The organism is Streptomyces sp. NPDC043861 (assembly GCF_056435905.1).
Genome location: NZ_JBWKDP010000009.1, coordinates 183,864 through 202,730, shown reverse-complemented (window position 1 = coordinate 202,730; position 18,867 = coordinate 183,864). Strand labels below are relative to the sequence as shown.

The following is an 18,867-nucleotide window of genomic DNA, read 5'->3' as shown; positions in this document are numbered from 1 at the left end:
AAGTCAAGTGGAGATCTAAACTCACACCTGTTCGGAACCTGGTTCAATCAGCTGTTAGGCTGGTTTGTATGAGTGACCTGCTGCAACGACTGCGCGGACGCGGCTGGCGGATGACCGCACAGCGGCGTGTCGTGGCCGAGGTTCTCGACGGGGACCACGTCCACCTGACCGCCGACGAGGTGCATGCGCGCGCCGTCGAGCGACTGCCGGAGATCTCCCGCGCGACCGTGTACAACACGCTGGGTGAGCTCGTCTCACTGGGCGAGGTCCTCGAGGTCACCACGGACGGCCGCGCCAAGCGGTACGACCCGAATGCGCACCGCCCCCACCAGCACCTGGTCTGTGCGCGCTGCGGCACCATCCGCGATGTGCACCCGACGGGCAATCCGCTCTCGGACCTGCCGGACACCGAACGCTTCGGCTTCACGATCTCCGACGTCGAGGTCACCTACAGGGGCATCTGCCCGCACTGCACCGGCGCCTGAGGGCTCTCCGTACGGACCGGTGTCTCCGTACGTGACCGGTGTCTCCAATGCGACCCGGCGAGGCACAGGGACACGGCGTGGCCATATGCGCTCCGTACGCCCCCGTTCCATACGCGCCGCCCCGTACGTTCAGCCCCGCCGGCGAGGCACCCCACGGCTCCGTGCACAGGAACACGGCTGCCGGACCCGGCCACCCGGGGTCCGGAACGGACCGATGCGGCGTTCACCACGGAAGCATCCGATACGAACGAACGGCGAAACAGCACCGGGACAGCGAAAAACACCGGAGCCGGAGTCCTCTTCAGGACTCCGGCTCCGGTTTCAGTAGCGGGGACAGGATTTGAACCTGCGACCTCTGGGTTATGAGCCCAGCGAGCTACCGAGCTGCTCCACCCCGCGTCGGTGAACCCAACAGTACGTCACCGTGCGGACCAGAGCAAATCAATAACCGCTCACTTGTTCGTCACGCGCACACTCGCCCCACCGTGCCGCCTGCGCCCGACCAGGCGCTACGGCCGGGCAGCGTCACGCCGTGAGTTCCTGGTGGAGCGCCTGGCGCAGAGCTTCCGCCCTCTTGGCGACCTCCGCCGGCCCCAGCTCGACGGCACGTGCGCACCACCGCTGCCCCTCGGTCAGCTCCCCCCGGCGCGCGGCAAGCAGCGCAAGCCGCAGCGCGGCCCGCCCGTGCCCGGCCCGGGCCGCGCGGGCCCACCAGAGCGCCGCCTCCCGCTCATTGCCCTCGCGTGCGAGCAGCAGCCCGAGATTGAACGCGCCGTTGCGGCTGCCCGCCTCCGCCGCCTCCCGGTACCACCGCGCCGCATCCGTCAGATCACCGCGCGCGGCAGCCAGCATGCCCACCCGCACCTGCGCACGCCGGTGGCCCTGCTGAGCAGCGCGCTCGTACCACTCCTCGCACTCGGTCTTCTCGTTCACAGGCTCGCCCAGCGCCGGCCCCGCAGGCGGGGGCTGACGTGCGTCGAGCACGGTCGCGAGCCGGAACGCCGCCTCGGCGCTGCCGCTCCCGGCCGCACAGCGCAGATGCCGCTCGGCCTCCCGCTCCTCGCCGTCGCGCAGGCAGGCCATACCGACCTGGAGTGCGGCCTCGGTGTGCCCGGCCGCAGCGGCACGCTCGTACCAGCGCAGGGCCGCACGGTCATCGTCCCGGCCGGCGTACAGGATGCCGAGGTTGAACGCGGCGTCCACGCTGCCCGCCTCGGCGGCCTTGGAGAACCACGGCTCGGCACCGGCCGTGTCACCGGCCTGGAGGAGCAGCACCGCGAGCGCGTTGGCCGCCTCTCGGTGGCCGGCGTAGGCGGCACGCCGGTACCACTGCTCCGCCTGGGGCGTCCGGTCCTGGGCCGCACAGAGCAGACCCAGGTTGTACGCGCCGTTGACATCACCCGCGTCCATCGCCGCTCGGTACCAGCGCTCGGCAGTCTGCTGCTCACCGCGTGCAGCGTGCAGAGCACCGAGTGCATTGGCAGCGTTGCCATCGCCGTCCTGCGCGGCCCGCAGCCACCACACCGCGGCACTTTCCTCGTCCCCGGCATCCCTGAGCAGGAACCCCAGTGCACACGCGGCTCGTGCCTCGCCGTCCTTGGCGGACGTGAGGTACCAGCGCCCGGCCTCCTTCAGCTCACCGCGGCGCTCCAGGATGACCCCGAGCTGCAGGGCCGCCCGCCGGTGCCCCCGCGCGGCGGCCTGCCGGTACCACTGCTCGGCCTCCCGCCGGACCCCTCCCGCTGCTGTGCCGTCGGCGGCGGCGTCCGCGGCGGTGTCCGCCGCGGAACCGTCCCCGGCGGGCCGGCCGGCGGCGATCTCGCGACCGGAGGTGCCGGTGCACGTCTCCGCGGCGGCGGGGCCGAACCCCATGGCTCCGGGCCGGCCCGGAGCGGCACCGGCGGACCGCGCCTCCCGCTCCAGCGCTCGCGCCAGCCGGTAGGCGGCCTCCCGGTGGCCCTGCTCCGCCGCAGCACGGAGCCAGCGCTCGGCGCCGGGCTCGCTGCGATGCTCCAGCAGATCGGCCAGTGCATAGGCGCCCAGGGCGTGGCCCTGCTCGGCGGACTGACGCAGCCAGTACTCCGCGGCAGGCTCGTCACCCCGCTCGCGGTAGTGCCGGCCCAGGGCATGCGCAGCGGCGGCGGAGCCCGCGACGGCGGCGATGCGCCACCAGCCGGCGGCCTCGTCGGCGTAACCGCGCTGATGGAGCAGAACACCCAGGTTGTTTGCGGCGGCGCGGTCGCCCTCGGCGGTCGCGGCACGCAGATACGACTCCGCGCCGTCGAAGTCGCCGCGACGCAGCAGCATCGCTCCGAGAACGCTCATGGACGCGATGTCCCCGGTGTCGGCGGCTCGACGGTGCCTGGCCTCGCACTCGGCCTCGGCAGACTCCACGGTGTCGGCGGCGTCCACGGGCTCGATGGGCTCCGTGTGGTCGACAGGGCCGACGGACCCGGCGTGTTCGGCGGCGGTGCTGCGATCGTCGGAGCCTGCGGCGGTGCTGCGTTCGTCGGGACGGGCGGCGGACCCCGCGGACGTCAGTGCGTCAAAGGGCTCGGCGAGCCCCAGGGCGCCTGCCGCATCCCCGGCATCGATCCCGACCGCATCCGTCGCGGTCCCGGAACGCCGCTGCGCAAACCGCCCTGTCTCCAACAGAGTTGCCCTGTCCCCCATAAATTCCATCGTCGCACCACCTGCAACCCGCGTACATCTGGTATACCGCAGCCAGTGAGGTCACTTCAGCGTTTTGTCGACATGCCCACAGAGAGACAAGTCAAACACGCCTCACGCCAACTCGTCCCCCTCGGCACGCACTTGTTGCCAACGCATAGGAAGAAGGCCCGGATCCTGATGGATCCGGGCCCTCGACTTCAGTAGCGGGGACAGGATTTGAACCTGCGACCTCTGGGTTATGAGCCCAGCGAGCTACCGAGCTGCTCCACCCCGCGTCGTTGTGGTGCAACAGTACCACGGTGCGTGGTGGGGTCCTGCCCGGCGGCCCTTCGGCCGCCGGGCCTCCCCTTGGAGCCGGCCGGTCAGTCGGCCTGCGGCTGCGGCTGTGCCGCGGCCGCGCGCTCGAGCGCCGACTGCAGGTCCGCCTGGGCCCTGCCGTACGCCGCCCAGTCGTTCTTCTTGAGCGCGGCCTGGCCCTCCTCGTACGCCTTCTGCGCATCCGCAATGGCCTGCTTGAGCGCGGCGTCACCGGTGGCCGGCGGCTTCGTCGTGTCGCCCGGTGGTGGTGGCGTCGTGGGCGGCTGCTCGGCGCCGTCGACGCCGAAGACCGCGTTCAGCGCCTCCGCCAGGCTGTCCTTGAAGACCGGCTTGCCGCCGTACGACACGGCCACCTTCTTCAGCAGCGGATAGTTCGCGCTGCCGCCGCGTGCGTACACCGGCTCGATGTAGAGGAACCCACCGTCCAGCGGAACCGTGAGCAGGTTTCCGTACTCGATGTCCGAATCCGTACCTCTGAGGTCACGGACGAACGTCGCCACCTCCGGCACACCGTTCAGCTCGGACTGCACCTGCTGCGGACCTTGGACGGTCGAGGTCACTCTCAACAGCCTTATCGAGCCGTACTTGTCGCTCGTCGCATCGGCGTCGACCGCCATGAACGCACCCAGGTTGGGCCGTCCGCTCGGCGTGAACGTCGTCGTCAGCGAGAACCTCTGCTGGTCGTCGCCGGGCATCTTGAGGCTCAGGTAGTACGGCGGGACCGTCCTGCCGTCCTTGTTCGTCGGGTCGTCCGGCACCTGCCACGCGTCGCTGCCGCTGTAGAACTGCTCGGGGTCGGTCACGTGGTACCGCGTGAGCAGCTCGCGCTGGACCTTGAACATGTCCTGCGGGTACCGGAGATGGGCCTTGAGGTCCGGCGCGATGTCGCTCTTCGGCTTCACCGTGCCCGGGAAGGCCTTCATCCAGGTCTTGAGGACCGGGTCCTCGGTGTCCCACTGGTACAGGTCGACCGCGCCGTCGTACGCGTCGACGGTCGCCTTCACCGAGTTGCGGATGTAGTTGACCTGGTTCTGCTGTGCGACGACGGCACGCTGGCTGTCGGTCAGCGAGTCGGCCGTGGTGTCCCCCAGGGTCGTACGCGATGCGTAGGGGTAGCCGTTCATCGTCGTGTACGCATCGACGATCCACTTGATCCGGCCGTCGACCACGGCCGGATAGGCGTCGCCGTCGATGGTGAGCCAGGGGGCCACCGCCTCGACACGGTCCTTCGGCGTGCGGTTGTAGAGGATCCGCGAGCCCTCGCCGATCGCTCCGGAGTAGAGGATCTGCGGCTCACTGAACGCGACCGCGTAGGCGGCGCGGTTGAACGCGTTGGAGAGGTTGACCCCGCTCTTGCCCTTGTAGCTGGTGGTCTCCTCACCGTTCTTCTCGTAGTCGAGTTCCTTCTGAGGGCCGCCCACGATCGAGTACTGCTCGGTCTTCTCGCCGTAGTAGATCCGCTGCTCGTACTTGCCGAGCTGGCCGGTCGTCGGCAGTCCGGACTCGGTGAAGTCGGGCGAGCCGACCGTCCCCTGGTCCTCGTTCGTGATCGTGTTGGTGCCCTTGGCCGCGATCGCGCCGTAGCCGTGGGTGTAGGTGAAGTGGTCGTTGATCCAGTTCCGCTTGGGGATGCCCTTGATGTTGAGCTCGCGCAGACCGATGACCGTGTCCTGCGGCTTCCCGTCCGGACCGGTGTACCGGTCGACGTCCAGCGTCGCGGGGAACTGGTAGTACTTCCGCTCCTGCTGGAGCTGCTGGAACGCGGGCGAGACGACATTGGAGTCGACCAGCCGGTAGCTGGCGGCCGAGTCGGCCTGGTCGCGCTGCTGTGCCTTGCGCTTCGGATCGCCCTTGCCCGAGTAGTTCTCGGCCTTGGTGCTGTCGATGCCGTACGCCTTGCGGGTGGCATCGATGTTCTTCTGGATGTACGGAGCTTCCTTGGCCTGCTCGTTGGGCTGGACCTGGAACTTCTGCACGATGGCCGGGTACAGACCGCCGATCAGGATCGCCGACAGCACCATCAGGCCGAAGCCGATCACCGGCAGCTGCCAGGTGCGGCGCCACAGGGTCGCGAAGAACAACACGGCGCAGATGACTGCGATGCAGAAGAGGATCGTCTTCGCCGGCAGATAGGCGTTGGCGTCGACGTACCTCAGACCTGTCCAGTTGCCCGTGGCCTTGAAGTCACTGGACTTCACCGCCAGGCCGTACCGGTCCAGCCAGTAGGCGACGGCCTTGAGGGCGACGAAGAAGCCGAGCAGCACCGAGAGATGGCCGGTGGCCGCTGCGGTCGCCCGCGCACCCGGGCTGGTGATGCGCAGTCCGCCGTACAGATAGTGGGTGAGCGCGGCGGCGATCAGCGAGAGGACGGCGGCGGCGAAGCCGAACCCGAGCATGAAGCGGTACCAGGGCAGATCGAACGCGTAGAACGCCACGTCCATGTGGAACTGCGGGTCCTTCTGGCCGAACGGCACGCCGTTGACCCACATCAGCCAGGTGCGCCACTGGGAGGACGCGGACGCTCCGGCGATCAGGCCGACGAGCGCGGTGATCGCGAGGAGCACCCACTTCTTGTAGGGAGCGATGCCCATCCGGTAGCGGTCGAGGCTCTGCTGCTCCAGCGACATCGCGCTCAGCGGCGGACGCAGCCGGTGCGCCAGCCAGATGTTCAGCCCGACAGCGGTGGCCATGACCAGGCCGAAGACCGTGAAGAGCCCGATCTTGGTCCAGAGGGTGGTGGTGAACACCGACGAGTACTTCACCGACCGGTACCAGAGCCAGTCGGTCCAGAACCCGGCGAACATGACAAAGGCCATGGTCAGGACGGCCAGCACGCCCAATGTCATGAGCAGGGTGCGGACGCGCCGGGACGGCCGACCGACTCTCATCCGTGGCCCGGTCGGGCCTCCGCCGCGGTCCGGCATCTGGAAAGCCAACGTGCGCCCCTCGAGTTCGCGGTTTGTGTAAAGCCTGCGGGCGCGTACGCGCCGCGGGTGAATCAGGCCCACGCGATCGTAGGGCCCACTCGTGCAACTTACTGAGGCTTTACCTAGTTCCCGACTCCGGGTCCGAAGGAGGCAGGATGTTGCCCATGTCCAACGATTCCCCCTCAGGCCCTCCGATGGCCGCGAGCCCGCTCACCCGAGCGGTGCTCGAGATCGACGAATACGCGTCCGGCCTCGGCTGGGACCAGCCGGCAAGGCTCTTCGCCCTTGTCGACACCGCACAGCTGCGCTCGCAGGAGCCGGGCCTCGCCGCCCAGCTCGGTATCGACGACGGCGACGCGGCCGCTCCCCTCACCCCGGTCGAGCAGGACGAGATTCCGTCCGGCGCCCCGCTTGACGAGTTTCTCGCGACGATCGCCTGGCCCGATGCGGTGGCAGGCTGTGCGCTCACGGTCGAGCGGCTGATGCTGCCGCCGTCCGCGGAGGCCTCCGTACCGAAAGGTCTCGACGAGGCCGGTCTGGCGAAGTGGGTCGCCGGCCATCCGGACCGCCAGGAGGTCCGGATGACGGTGGCGGTGCTGCGCGACGGCGCGCGCGAGTCGGCGCTGCGGCTGCGTGAGAAGGACTCCTCGACGGAGGTTCTCACGGGGTCGGACCTGGTCCCGGGGCTGGCCGAGGCACTGTCGGCGACGTTCGAGGCGTAGTCGCTGCCCGGGGGCGGGCCCTGAGGGCTGTCCCGTTATCTGGTGGATCAGCGCGCGGCGTCGATGCATCGGGCCTCCCCCCTAGGCCCGCCAGGGTTGGGGGGAAGCACCGTAAGGCGGAGGGGTGTCCTCGTACTTGGCGTATTCGGACACTCCGACAACCCAGCCTGGTGATACCTCCCAGCGGCAGCTGGGGGAGTGCCGCAGCTGTCGTCGTGCGCCCGCCGGGGATCACGGGACAGCCTTTAGCGGGCGCGCCCCGGCCCACGGGTCGGGGATCAGCCCTTCGAGCAGCTCGGCAGGCCCGCCGTGTCGCCGTTGCGGATCTTCTCCAGCGACTTCGTCGCGTCGTCGATGTTCTTCACCCGCACCAGAGTGAGCCCGTCCGGAACGTCGGAGGCCGCGGCCGCACAGTTGTCGCTCGGTGTCAGGAAGTACTCCGCGCCCGCCTTCCGGGCGCCGACCAGCTTCATCTCGATGCCGCCGATCGGGCCGACAGCGCCCTTCTCGTCGATGGTGCCCGTGCCCGCGATGAACTTGCCGCCGGTCAGATCGGCGGGCGTGAGCTTGTCGACGATGCCCAGGGCGAACATCAGCCCCGCGCTCGGGCCGCCCACGTCGGCGAGCTTGATGTCGACGGTGAACGGGAACGTGTGGTCCGTACCGGCTGTGATGCCGACGATGGCCCGGTCGCCTTCGTCCGACTTCGTCGTGGTCATGGACACGTCCTGCGCGACGGACGGCTCCTTGCCCGCCTTCTCCGCCGCGGCGGCCTCCTTCGCCGGAACGATGGAGAAGACGACCTTGTCGCCGGGCCGGTGCTTGGTGACGAGCTTGGCGACGTCGTCCGGCCCCGTGATGGCCGTACCGTCCACGGCCTTGATCACATCGCCGGCGTGCAGCACTCCCTGCGCAGGGCTCGCCTTGCGGACCGAGGCCACGACGACCCGGGTCTTGACGGGGATCCCCAGCTCCTTCAGCGCCGCGACCTTGGCGCTCTCCTGGGACTGGCTGAACTCCTCGGCGTTCTCCTGGTTGGACTGCTCCTCCGTCTTGCCGTCCGGATAGAGCGTCTCGTGCGGCACCACCACGTTGTCATGAGCCAGCCAGCCGTAGACGACCTCGGCGATGTTCATCCTGTAGTCCGCGCCGGTCACCCTGACCGTTGTCATGTTCAGGTGCCCGGTGGTCGGATAGGTCTGCCGGCCCGAGATCTGCAGCACGGGCTCGCCACCGGAATCGCCGAGGGTGTTGACCGTGGGCCCGGGGGACATCTCGGAGTAGGGCGGCGCCATGAACACACCGACGCAGAGCAGCACAATGAGCACGAGGGTGGAGGCGAGCATCGTCGCTGTGCGGCGTGGCATGGAACGACAGTACGGGACTGGTCCGTCAGTACACCCGCCGGGCCGGGCCGTCCGGGGCCCGCGACGGCGACCGCGTCAGCGGGCGTCCGAAGTGGAGTGGGACTTCTCCATGGCGTCCCGGAACCGTGCGTAGCCCGCGAGCTCGGCGACATCCCCGGTGCTGCGATTGCGCGAGGCCCAGCCTCCCCATATCGCCGCACCGACGGCAGCGACGAGCGGAATCAGCAACCAGGCGAGTGCCGCCATCCTGACCTCCCGACCCCATGAGCTGGAACAGCCTCTGCAACAGCTGACCGATCAGCAGATTAACCATCCGTCGGTTCAACGCTCGTGCCAGGGGGGCGGTTACGCAAATCGGTTTCTCTGCCTGCCAACCGGGTGGCACCCGCCCGAGACCCGGGTACGCGCTCTCCGCACCCGCCGCGACGGTCGGCGCTCCCCGTGCCCACGTTGCAGGATCCCCCGGCCACGGCGCCCGCTAACAGGATTCACCCCCCGGCCGGAACCTCAAATTCCGGCGTGCCCCGTCCCGCAGTGCCGACCCGGTGCTCCGGCCAGGTGGTGCAGCGCAGGAGCGCACGCCGGGGCGCGGACGCGCACTCAGCAGGCGCCGACCCACTCCTCCGTGCCGTCCGAGAACCGCTGGTGCTTCCAGATCGGAACTTCGTGCTTCAGATCGTCGATCAGCTTGCGGCAGGCCTCGAACGCCTCGCCACGATGGGGGCAGGAGACCGCGACGACCACCGCGAGGTCCCCGATGCCCAGATCACCCACACGATGGACGGCTGCAAGGGCGCGGACCGGATACTCCGCGGCGACCTTCTCCGCGACGCGGCGCATCTCCGCCTCCGCAGTCGGATGGCACGAATAGCCGAGTGTGTCCACGTCCGATCCGCCGTCGTGATTGCGCACCGTGCCGACGAACAGCGCCGTACCCCCGGCCGCCTCGTCGCCGACCGCGCCGAACACCTCGTCGACGGAGAGCGGGGTGTCGCGGATCTCCAGCAGCCGGATGGGGTCCGCCGTCCCCTGCTCACCGGGGTGATCGTTGGTAGGTGCCATGACCCCATCGTGCCGCACCCGGCCGGCGTCCGGGAATTGCGCTTTCCACCGGGCGGGCCCGGCGGCGGTTGGAGCCTTCTCCTACACGATCACGTCGGCACCCTGCCCACAGGACCGGCGTGCCCGCGACGGGCCGGGCGCCGCACGTTCCCGGCGGCCCGTCCCGTCGTCCGTTCCCGGCCGCCCCGCTACAGACCGCGTCGCTTACGGGCCCGCCGTACCAGCGCGGCCGTGCCCAGCAGCGCGACCGTCGCGCCCGCGGCACCGGCGGCAGCCGTGGCGTCCTTGCGGCCGAGACGACGGCCCGCGACGGTGTGCCGGCCCTCCACCTCCTCGAGGAGCGCGGCGAGCACCTCCTCGTTGGTCCACTGGGGCCGCCAGCCGGCGTCGTGCAGCCTTCCGACACTGACGACCCAGGGGTGCATCGTGTAGGCGAGGTCCCCCGCCGGCGAGGGTGTGAGGCCGATCCGGTGCAGCCGGGCCGCCGCGCCGAGCGCGACCGCCGACGGCAGCTCCATGCGGCGGATCCCGCTGAGCTCCTCGACCTCCTCCTGCTCCAGCCAGCCGTCGCAGCCGACCGCGAACTCGCCGTCGACCTTTTCCAGGGCCGCGTACTCCAGGGCGCTCACCAGGTCCTCGACATGGCAGAACTGCCAGGTGGGACGCGACCCCGCAACCACCAGGAGCCTCGGCGACTCGAAGTACCGGGTGAGAGCGGTGTCCGTACCGCCCACCAGGACGGCGGGCCTCACCACCGTGACGTTGAGGCCGGGATGCGCGCGGGGGGCGCGGCGGCCCAGTCGCTCGATCTCCAGCAGGTCCCCCACACCGGTGGCCTCGGCGGTGGCGCGCAGCTCCGCGTCCTCGGACAGCGGGATGTCGTTGTCGGGCAGCGCCCCGTAGACCATCGTCGACGTGCACAGGACGACCCGGTGGACGCCCGCGGCCGCGGCCGCGGTGAGCACGGTCTGGGTTCCGCGGACGTTGTACGCGGAACGCGCCGCCGGGTCGGTCTCCAGGTCCAGATCGAGCGCCAGGTGCACGACGACATCGGCGCCGCGCAGCTTCTCGGCGATCGCCGGGTCACGGACGTCGAGGATGTGCCAGTGTGCCTCGGACACATCACCGCGACGCTCGTCGATGGCGATGACCTGCTTGATCTCGTCCGAGGCGGCAAGGCGCCCGGTCAGCAGTGCGCCGACGCCCGAAGCGGCGCCGGTGACCGCGACCACGGGGCCGCGCCCCGAGGCCGGGGTTGAGTGGTTTCGCGCTGCGCGAACCTGCGGATCTGGGGAACTCACCAGGCGTCTCCAGCGGTTGTCTTCAGTACGTACACGAAAGACGCGTACGGACCAGGTGGCGTCCATCCTGCCGCAGGCCACGAGCCGACGGAGCACCGAGCCCTCATCCGGCACGGATGTCCGGACGATCGGGGTCGGCGGACGGGAGAGCGAGCGGACCGGGGGCCGGGTCCGGCGAGGCGGCGCGAGGAGTCGGCGCGGTGGCGACACCGCCCGTGCCCACGGGGCAGCGGGAGAGCCGGCGACCGATGCCGCCCCTGCCGGACGGCAGCCGTCGCACGCGACGTCATCGCAGCCGGCCGTGCCCCGCTTAGGCTGGTGGTGTTGTCGGGCATTCGCCGTCGGCAGGAAGCCGGTGGCCCTACGAGCCGAGGAAACCCGTGAGTGACACCCCATTCGGATTCGGCCTTCCGCCGGAGGAGCCGGAGAACGGCGACGAGGGCAAGAAGAAGGACCCCGCCGGAGGTGGGCAGGGTTCCGGCGGGGGCCAGGGCGGCCCGGCCAACCCCTTCGCGTTCGGGTTCCCCGGCGCCGGAGCGGGCGGCCCGGGCGGCGCCGACAACCCGTTCGCCGCGATGTTCGGCTCCCTGAACCCGGCCGACCTCGGCGCGGCCTTCCAGCAGCTCGGCCAGATGCTGAGCTACGAGGGCGGCCCGGTGAACTGGGACATGGCCAAGCAGATCGCCCGCCAGACGGTCTCCCAGGGTGCCCAGGACGGCACGAAGGACGCGAGCGTGGGCCCGGCCGAGCGCTCCGCCGTCGAGGAGGCCGTGCGCCTGGCCGACCTCTGGCTCGACGGCGCGACATCGCTGCCCTCCGGTGCCGGAACCGCCGTGGCGTGGAGCCGCGCGGAGTGGGTCGAGGCGACTCTCCCGGCGTGGCAGCAGCTCGTCGACCCGGTCGCCGAGCGTGTGGGGCTCGCCATGGGCGATGTACTGCCCGAGGAGATGCAGGCCGTGGCAGGTCCGCTGATCGGCATGATGCGTTCGATGGGCGGCGCCATGTTCGGTCAGCAGATCGGACAGGCCATCGGCGTGCTGGCGGGCGAGGTCGTCGGCTCGACGGACATCGGACTTCCACTCGGCCCGGTCGGCAGGGCGGCACTGCTTCCGCTGAACGTGGACGCGTTCGGCAAGGACCTCGGTGTCCCCAGGGACGAGGTGCGTCTGTACCTGGCCCTGCGAGAGGCGGCGCATCAGCGGCTCTTCGCCCATGTGCCATGGCTGCGCTCCCACCTCTTCGGCGCGGTCGAGGGGTACGCGCGGGGGATCAAGGTCGACACGACCAAGCTGGAGGACGTCGTCGGCCAGTTCGACCCGACGCATCCCGAGCAGCTCCAGGAGGCGCTCCAGCAGGGCATGTTCCAGCCAGAGGACACCGCGGAACAGAAGGCTGCGCTCGCCCGGCTGGAGACGGCACTCGCACTGGTCGAGGGCTGGGTGGACGCCGTCGTCCACGATGCCGCGAAGAACCGGCTGACGTCGGCGGGCGCCCTGCGTGAGACCCTGCGCCGCCGTCGCGCCACGGGCGGACCCGCCGAGCAGACGTTCGCCACCCTGATCGGTCTCGAGCTGCGTCCTCGTCGGCTGCGGGACGCGTCCCGGCTCTGGGCGTCGCTCACCGACGCACGCGGGGTCGACGGGCGCGACGGCCTGTGGGAGCACCCCGACATGCTGCCGACCGCGTCCGACCTGGACGACCCGGACGGTTTCGTCCACCGTGAGCAGCTCGACTTCTCCGAGCTGGACAAGATGCTCGGCGAGGCGGCCAGGGGACGGGACGAGGCCGGCAAGGGCAAGGACCCTGAGGGCCAGGGCCACGAAGGTCCCGTTCAGGACGGCCCCGGTGACGAACTCGGCCAGGACGGCAGGGGCGAGAGCGACAAGTGAACCTGTACGACGACGCCGTCCGCGTGCTGAAGGAGTACGAGGACCAGGAGCCGCTGCGCGATGCCTATCTGGACCATCTCGCCGGACACCCGGACGGAATGTGGAAGGCGTGCGGGGCCGGGCATCTGACGGCCAGTGCGCTGGTGGTCGACCCTTCGCGCGACCGCGTGCTGCTGACACTGCACAGAAAGCTCGGCATGTGGCTGCAGATGGGCGGCCACTGCGAGCCGGGTGATGCCTCGCTCGCGGACGCGGCGCTGCGCGAGGCGGCCGAGGAGTCCGGTATCCAGGGGCTGACACTGCTGCCCGGCGGTCCGGTGGCTCTGGACCGGCACCCGATCCCGGCGCCCTGCCAGTGGCATTTCGATGTGCAGTACGCAGCGATCGCCGCGCCGGACGCGGTGGAGGCGATCAGCAACGAGTCGCTGGACCTGCGTTGGTTCGCGTACGACGAGGTCGCGGCCGTGACCGACACCTCCGTCGTACGGCTGCTCGATCGCACCCGCGCCCGGCTGGGCGGCAACTAGTGCTGTGACCGGACGGGATTGCCGGGAAGCCCGCGGCGTCCGGTGCATGGGATCTCCCCCGGCCCCTCGGGGCCGCGGGCATGGGGTCTCCCCCGGCCCCTCGGAGCCGAGGGCATGAGGTCTCCCCCGGCCCCTCGGGGCCGAGGGGACGCATCGCAAGGCGCGAGCATCGCCCTCGTACTGGATGTACTCGGGTGGTGCGACAACACAGCGTGGGGTGCCCTCCCAGCGGCAGCCGGGGGAGTGCCGTGCAGGGCGTCGTGAGCCGGTGAGCCCGTCCGGACACAGCACCAAGGGCTCACAGGGGCGGCCGCTCGGCGGACCGCCCCTTGCGCTGATTGATGCCTCCCGGGCTCAGCTCCAGGCGTTGTTCTGGTTCTGGGCGTGCGAGCCGTGCTGTCCCACACCGAACTGGGCACGCGCACCCTGCCCGATCTGGGCGTTCTGCGGTGGGAGGACCTCACTGGGCTGGACCAGGGCGAAGCCCTGTCCGAGGAAGCTCAGCTCCCAGCCCTCTCCGGTGTTGCCGCGGCGGCGCCACACTCCGGTGGAGTGCGTCTGGGACTGCATCTGGACGCGCAACGACGACGACCAGGCGACGATCGCGTCGGCGTCCACGTTGACGTACTTGTCCGGGGTGACCTGCATCATCAAGGGCTGTCCTGAGGTCATCAGCGCGACCTTGCCCCGGCCGGAGATGTTGAGCTGGTACTTGCCGGATCCGGAGATTCCGTACTGGCTGTCCACGGCGATGACTTCGGTGTGCAGGGTGGAGTCGAGCGCCAGCACATAGGCACTGTCGACGGTCATGCCCTCCTGGTCGACGTCGACGACATGGACGTACTGCGCGAGGTTGGCGAAGTAGACCGTGCCCTGGCCGGAGCAGCGCATCAGGTCGAGACCCTCACCGGTGCGTGCGCGGGCGCGCCGCTGGCCCTGCGACTGGTACTCGCCGTCGAAGTCGATCAGCCCCTGGTAGGCGACCATGGCGCCCTTGCGGGCGAGGATGTCGTCGTGCCCGGTGAGGGCGACCCGCAGGAGCTGCGGGTTCTGGACGACGTACCGCTCCTGGGACTGCTGTTCCGCATAGCTGAAAAGCGGGCTCTGCATGATGTGTTCTCGCTCCCCCTCAGCCCCGGATCCGCAGGCGGTCGGTGCTGTCCTCACTCGGCTGTACGACGACGATGCCCTGGCCGGAGAAGGCCATCTGGAACGCCTCCCCGCTGCCCCGCCCGATGAGGGACGAGGCCTTGAAGCTGCGCTTGCCCTTCACCTTCAGGTTCGGCGACCAGGCGACGAGCGCGTCCGGGTCGACGTACGTCTCGTCCTCACCGCGCCCGCAGTCGACCACGATCGGCGTGCCGCGCGAAGTCAGGGCGACCCAGCCGGTGCCGGCGACCGTCACGTTCCACAGACCCTGGCCGGCGAACTTGGCAAGGCCCTTGACCCGCTCGACACCCCACTGGAGGTGGGCGTCGAAGGCGAGCAGATTGGTGCCGTTGACGGAGATCGAGTCGTTGTTGAGGTTGATGACGACGACATCCGCGCCGTAGTCGGCGAGATAGAGCAGTCCGTCGCCGGAGCACTTCATGATGGGCGCGCCCTCGCCCGTCACCCACTGCGAGGCGACCTGGCGCACAGCCGGCGGGTTGGGCTCGTACTGGATGAAGCCCTCGTAGGCGACCATCGAGCCGGCCCGTGCGTACAGGTCCTGGCCGGTGGCCATGGCGACCTTGAGCATCGTGCGGCCGTGGTTCTCCATCCGGGCCACGACGGGCGTCGGGGCGTAGCCCGCGAGTTGCTGGTTCATTCTTCGGGCTCCCTCAGACCTCGTACGGCTGGACGACGATGAAGTTGCCGGGGGCTCCCCGGAACTGCAGGTTCACGGTCTCTCCGCTGTGGCCGGGGTACGCGTTGCGGCGGAGCCGGACCTGGCTGGAAAGAATCACCTGGGACGCGGACGACCAGGCCACGATGGCGTTGGAGTCGGCGAACGTCGTGGGCGTGACCGGAAGAACCACCGGAATGCCATGGGTCTTCACGACGACCGTGCCGGTGCCCTGGAACTGCATGGTGAACAGAGCGCCGCCGGGAATGCCGTGACCCTCGATACGACGGACCTCGTGCTGCAGCGACTCGTCGAACGCGAGCACGTTCTCCGCGGAGACGCAGATGCCGTCGCCCTGAAGCTCGATCGGGTGCAGATGCGCGCCCTCCTCCGCGAGGAACACCTGGCCACGGCCCGAACAGCGCATCAGCTGCATCTCCTGGCCCGTGGCGTTGCCGACCACACGGCCGGCGAAACCGGCGCTCTTGTAGCTGAAGTCGACCTTGCCCTGATACATGACCATGCTGCCCTGGCGGGCGAGGACGGGCGTGCCTCCCATGGCGAGGTCGACCCGCATGAGCTGCTGGTTCTGCGGAGTCCAGCGCTGTCCGGTGGGCAGCTCCTTGTAGGGCTGCAGCGCCGCCTGCAGCCCGGCACCCGCCTGCGGAGCCCCTTGGGGGACGCCCTGGGGAGCACCGGGCTGACCGTAGGGAGCGGGCTGCTGGCCGAAGGGGGCGGGAGCGCCCGGGACCTGACCGGGCGGCTGCCCGGGGACCTGACCGAACTGCGGCTGCTGCGGGGGCCCTCCGTACGGCGCCGGTGGAGCCTGCGGCGGCACCGTCCCGGCGGGCGGAGTCATCGGTGCGGCGATCGTGGGCGCCGAGTGCACCTGCGGATTCACCGGGGCGGGTGCCGGGGGCTGGGCCGCGGGCGCACCGAACGCGGGAGCGGGCTGCGGAGCCTGAGGTGCCTGCGGCGCGGCAGGGGCACCGAACGACGGGGCCGGCGCAGGGGTGGGCACGGACGGCGCGGTCTGCGCCGGCGGTGCGAAGCCCGGCACGGCCTGCTGCTGCTGAGGCGGCTGCGGCTGCGGCTGCGCGGCCTGCTGCTCCTCGGCGACCTCACCGCCGAAGTTCTTCAACAGCGCATCGAGACCGCCGTCGAAACCCTGGCCGACGGCGGCGAACCGCCAGACGTCCTTGAGGTAGAAGTCGCCGAGCATCAGGGCACGTTCGGTGGAGAACTCCGAGCCGGTGAACGCGTACCTGACGACCTCCTCACCGCCCGCCACGATCCGGATGTACCCGGGGCCGATCTGCGACATCTGCCCGGCACCGTCGATCGCCGCGGTGAAGGACAGCTTCTGGATGTTCGCCGGAATGCGGTCCAGCGTGACACGGAACGACTCGGTGTCCCCAGCCTGTGCACCGAGCAGCTGCACCGACTCCTCCGGCGACTTCGGCTGATTGAAGAAGATGAAATACCGGTCGTCCGAAAGCTGCTCATTGGCGTCGAGACCGAAGCAGCTGATGTCGAAGGTCACTCCGGGCGCGGCGATCTGCACACCTACGTACAGATCGGTCCCCGGCGTCAGATCACTGATCTTGGCCTTGTGGCCTCGTTGGAATTCCCTGGCCATGCGTAACGACCGTCCCCCATCCCGACGACATGTGAATACGTCGCGCCAGGCTAACCGCTACGGACGACATTGAGCCAAGTCGGTACACATTCGGTACAGGATCGGCGGAACTCACTCTCCGGGCGGGACGGGCAGATGCGGGAGGCGGTCCGCGGCGACCACACCTTCGAGGTAACCCCGCGCCCGCTCGGTGCGGGGGTATGCATCGAGGAGCCGCCAGAAGCGCGGCCCGTGGCCCGGTACGAGCAGATGTGCGAGCTCGTGGACGAGTACGTAGTCGACCACGTACTCCGGCATTCCCTGCAGCCGGTGGGACAGACGGATGCTGCCCTCCGCCGGAGTGCAGGACCCCCAGCGGGTGTTCTGATTGGTCACCCAGCGGACCGACGTGGGTCTGGCCCGCCCGTCGAAGTACTGGTCGGACAGCCTCTCGGCGCGCTCGGCCAGTTCCACGTCACCGAGTGCACGCTTGCTCTCCTGGGCCGCGAGCTTGTCGAGCATCACCGTCACCCACCGCTGCTCCTCCGCCTCCGACATGCGCGCCGGGATGAGCACGATCGTCCGGTCGCCCTCCCGGTAGGCGGAGACCGTTCGGCTGCGCCGGGTGCTTCTGCGGACCTCGACCGCGCTCGTCGCGGAGGAGCAGGACGGATGTCGGGTCATGCGGTGCTGCTGGCTTTCGGCGCTGGGCGGTCGGTCGGCGGACACGCCCCGACGTTACCCGCTGTCAGTGGGGGAAGTCCCGCCTCCGGGGCGCTTCACACTTGATCCACTCGACGGCGTGCACCTTTTGAACGACTAATACCCCATGCCTGTGGACAACTTTCCGCTGCGGTTGCCGAGGCCGTGCATTCTGATGAGGGAAAGATCCGCCCGAAAGACCGACGGGCGGAACGGAAGCGGAACTCGGCCCGGACAACGGGGCCGGTGCGGGGGCGAATATGCATCCGATCGTCAAGCCGGCACTTCGGCGTGCCTGGCGGGATCTTCAGTACGTCCAGTTCGGCGCGTCGCCGGCGCATGCAGTGGTGCTGGGTCCGGTGGACACGGCGTCCGGGACTCTGCTCTCCCTCTTCGACGGCACCCGCGGGCTGGTGCGGCTCCGGGAGGAGGCCAGGGCGGCGGGGCTGCCCGAAGGACAGATGGACGCCCTGCTCGCCCGGTTGACCCGGGCGGGTCTCGTCGACGACGCGACAGGCGGCGGGCCGGAGGCCGATGCGTTACGGCAACGGGCCGGCGCCGTACTCGACCGGCTGCGTCCCGACGTCTCCTCGCTCTCGGTCGTCCATCCGGAACCGGGGGGCGCGATGGCCCGGTTGGCGGCGAGGAACGCCATGCGTGTCCAGGTCCGTGGCGCTGGGCGTGTCGGGGCGACGGTGGCGGCGTTGTTGTCCGCCTCGAGTGTGGGCCAGGTCGAGGTGCTTGACGGAGGATGCACCAAGCCCTGGGACGTGGCACCCGGCGGGTTGCAGGCGGAGGCGGTTGGCGAGCGCAGAGACGTGGCGGCACGGCGGTTGGTGCGGAGGTCCGCGCCGTGTCGAATCCCACGAGCGGGACTTGGTCAACCGGCCGGTCCCCCACCTGACGAGCCTGCGCTTTCCCTGATCGTCGTCGCCCCGCGGGACGGTCTCGCCGCCTATGCTCCCGACCCGGCAGGCGCAAAGGAGTGGATCGCGACCGGGACACCTCATCTCTATGCAGGGGTTGTGGAGGCCACTGGCGTGGTCGGGCCGCTCGTGCTGCCGGGAGGCAGTGCCTGTGCGGGATGTCTGGAGCTGGCCGGCCTCGACCGGGACCCCGCCTGGCCCAGGATGCTGGCGCAATGGCGCTCGGGACGGCATGGCGGGCCGACCGGTCCCTGCGACCTGTCGCTCGCCACCGCGGTCGCCGGGATGACGGCCGCACATGCACTGGCGTTTCTGGACGGTGATCTGCCGACGAGCACAGGAGCGCGCTGGGAGGCGTCGCTGCCGCTGCTGGAATGGCGGTCGGAGCGATTCGGGGGCCATCGCGACTGTAGCTGTGGTGCGGTTGGGCAGACTGAGGGGGAGCGCGCCTCGGGGGCCGGGACGCCGCAGGACACAATGGCCGGGTAACCGCCGCACGCGGCAGGCGATCTGGGACTTGGA

The 18,867-nt window shown here is 70.0% G+C and carries 15 protein-coding genes and 2 tRNA genes; 5 read left to right on the top strand and 12 right to left on the bottom strand.

Translation table 11 applies throughout. The annotated features are described in order from the left end of the window. Positions 1-68: 68 nt before the first annotated feature. A complete protein-coding gene (locus tag AC068D_RS21810) occupies positions 69-485 on the top strand; it encodes a Fur family transcriptional regulator (RefSeq protein ID WP_478824685.1) in 417 nt (138 codons plus the stop codon). Positions 486-810: 325 nt separating this feature from the next. On the opposite strand, the gene AC068D_RS21805 is transcribed toward AC068D_RS21810, so the two are convergent. The 4 genes from AC068D_RS21805 to AC068D_RS21790 all read right to left on the bottom strand — a co-directional run bounded on the left by AC068D_RS21805 (position 811) and on the right by AC068D_RS21790 (position 6,400). Next, positions 811-884, bottom strand: a tRNA-Met gene (locus AC068D_RS21805). Between the two features lie 126 nt (positions 885-1,010). Beyond that, on the bottom strand, positions 1,011-3,167 hold the full coding sequence (locus AC068D_RS21800) for a tetratricopeptide repeat protein (RefSeq protein ID WP_478824684.1): 2,157 nt from the start codon (positions 3,165-3,167) through the stop codon (positions 1,011-1,013). A gap of 192 nt (positions 3,168-3,359) precedes the next feature. Further along, positions 3,360-3,433: transfer RNA gene (locus AC068D_RS21795), tRNA-Met, on the bottom strand. Between the two features lie 87 nt (positions 3,434-3,520). Next, positions 3,521-6,400, bottom strand: a complete 2,880-nt coding sequence (locus AC068D_RS21790; protein WP_478824801.1) for a UPF0182 family membrane protein — start codon at positions 6,398-6,400, stop codon at positions 3,521-3,523. A gap of 167 nt (positions 6,401-6,567) precedes the next feature. Between AC068D_RS21790 and AC068D_RS21785 the strand changes: the two genes are divergently transcribed. After that, positions 6,568-7,125: a PPA1309 family protein gene (locus AC068D_RS21785; protein WP_478824683.1), complete on the top strand. Its 558-nt coding sequence runs from the start codon at positions 6,568-6,570 to the stop codon at positions 7,123-7,125. A gap of 278 nt (positions 7,126-7,403) precedes the next feature. Here AC068D_RS21785 and AC068D_RS21780 read toward each other — a convergent pair whose 3' ends face one another. From AC068D_RS21780 to AC068D_RS21765, 4 genes are all read right to left on the bottom strand, one after another. After that, positions 7,404-8,492, bottom strand: a complete 1,089-nt coding sequence (locus AC068D_RS21780) for a YlbL family protein (RefSeq protein WP_478824682.1) — start codon at positions 8,490-8,492, stop codon at positions 7,404-7,406. Positions 8,493-8,567: 75 nt separating this feature from the next. Next, complete coding sequence (locus tag AC068D_RS21775) at positions 8,568-8,738, bottom strand: hypothetical protein (protein ID WP_478824681.1); 171 nt, start codon at positions 8,736-8,738, stop codon at positions 8,568-8,570. A 354-nt stretch (positions 8,739-9,092) separates the two neighbouring features. Further along, positions 9,093-9,554 carry a molybdenum cofactor biosynthesis protein MoaE gene (locus AC068D_RS21770; protein ID WP_478824680.1) on the bottom strand — a complete coding sequence of 154 codons (462 nt, stop codon included), beginning with the start codon at positions 9,552-9,554 and terminating at the stop codon, positions 9,093-9,095. Between the two features lie 188 nt (positions 9,555-9,742). Further along, entirely contained in the window at positions 9,743-10,855 is a 1,113-nt protein-coding gene (locus AC068D_RS21765) for an SDR family oxidoreductase (protein WP_478824679.1), read from the bottom strand. 380 nt (positions 10,856-11,235) lie between these two features. Between AC068D_RS21765 and AC068D_RS21760 the strand changes: the two genes are divergently transcribed. Together AC068D_RS21760 and AC068D_RS21755 are read left to right on the top strand one after the other, a co-directional pair. After that, positions 11,236-12,744: a zinc-dependent metalloprotease gene (locus AC068D_RS21760; protein WP_478824678.1), complete on the top strand. Its 1,509-nt coding sequence runs from the start codon at positions 11,236-11,238 to the stop codon at positions 12,742-12,744. Further along, on the top strand, positions 12,741-13,271 hold the full coding sequence (locus AC068D_RS21755) for an NUDIX hydrolase (protein ID WP_478824677.1): 531 nt from the start codon (positions 12,741-12,743) through the stop codon (positions 13,269-13,271). Before AC068D_RS21760 ends, AC068D_RS21755 begins: the two co-directional genes overlap by 4 nt. Before the next feature lie 354 nt (positions 13,272-13,625). Here AC068D_RS21755 and AC068D_RS21750 read toward each other — a convergent pair whose 3' ends face one another. From AC068D_RS21750 to AC068D_RS21735, 4 genes are all read right to left on the bottom strand, one after another. Further along, a complete protein-coding gene (locus AC068D_RS21750; protein ID WP_478824676.1) occupies positions 13,626-14,381 on the bottom strand; it encodes an AIM24 family protein in 756 nt (251 codons plus the stop codon). Between the two features lie 19 nt (positions 14,382-14,400). After that, the gene (locus tag AC068D_RS21745; RefSeq protein ID WP_478824675.1) at positions 14,401-15,081 is read right to left on the bottom strand and encodes an AIM24 family protein; all 681 of its coding nucleotides are present in this window, start codon (positions 15,079-15,081) and stop codon (positions 14,401-14,403) included. A gap of 13 nt (positions 15,082-15,094) precedes the next feature. After that, the gene (locus tag AC068D_RS21740) at positions 15,095-16,738 is read right to left on the bottom strand and encodes a TerD family protein (RefSeq protein ID WP_478824674.1); all 1,644 of its coding nucleotides are present in this window, start codon (positions 16,736-16,738) and stop codon (positions 15,095-15,097) included. A 111-nt stretch (positions 16,739-16,849) separates the two neighbouring features. Next, on the bottom strand, positions 16,850-17,401 hold the full coding sequence (locus AC068D_RS21735; protein ID WP_478824673.1) for a M48 metallopeptidase family protein: 552 nt from the start codon (positions 17,399-17,401) through the stop codon (positions 16,850-16,852). Positions 17,402-17,679: 278 nt separating this feature from the next. Between AC068D_RS21735 and AC068D_RS21730 the strand changes: the two genes are divergently transcribed. After that, positions 17,680-18,834 carry a ThiF family adenylyltransferase gene (locus AC068D_RS21730; RefSeq protein ID WP_478824672.1) on the top strand — a complete coding sequence of 385 codons (1,155 nt, stop codon included), beginning with the start codon at positions 17,680-17,682 and terminating at the stop codon, positions 18,832-18,834. Positions 18,835-18,867: the final 33 nt, after the last annotated feature.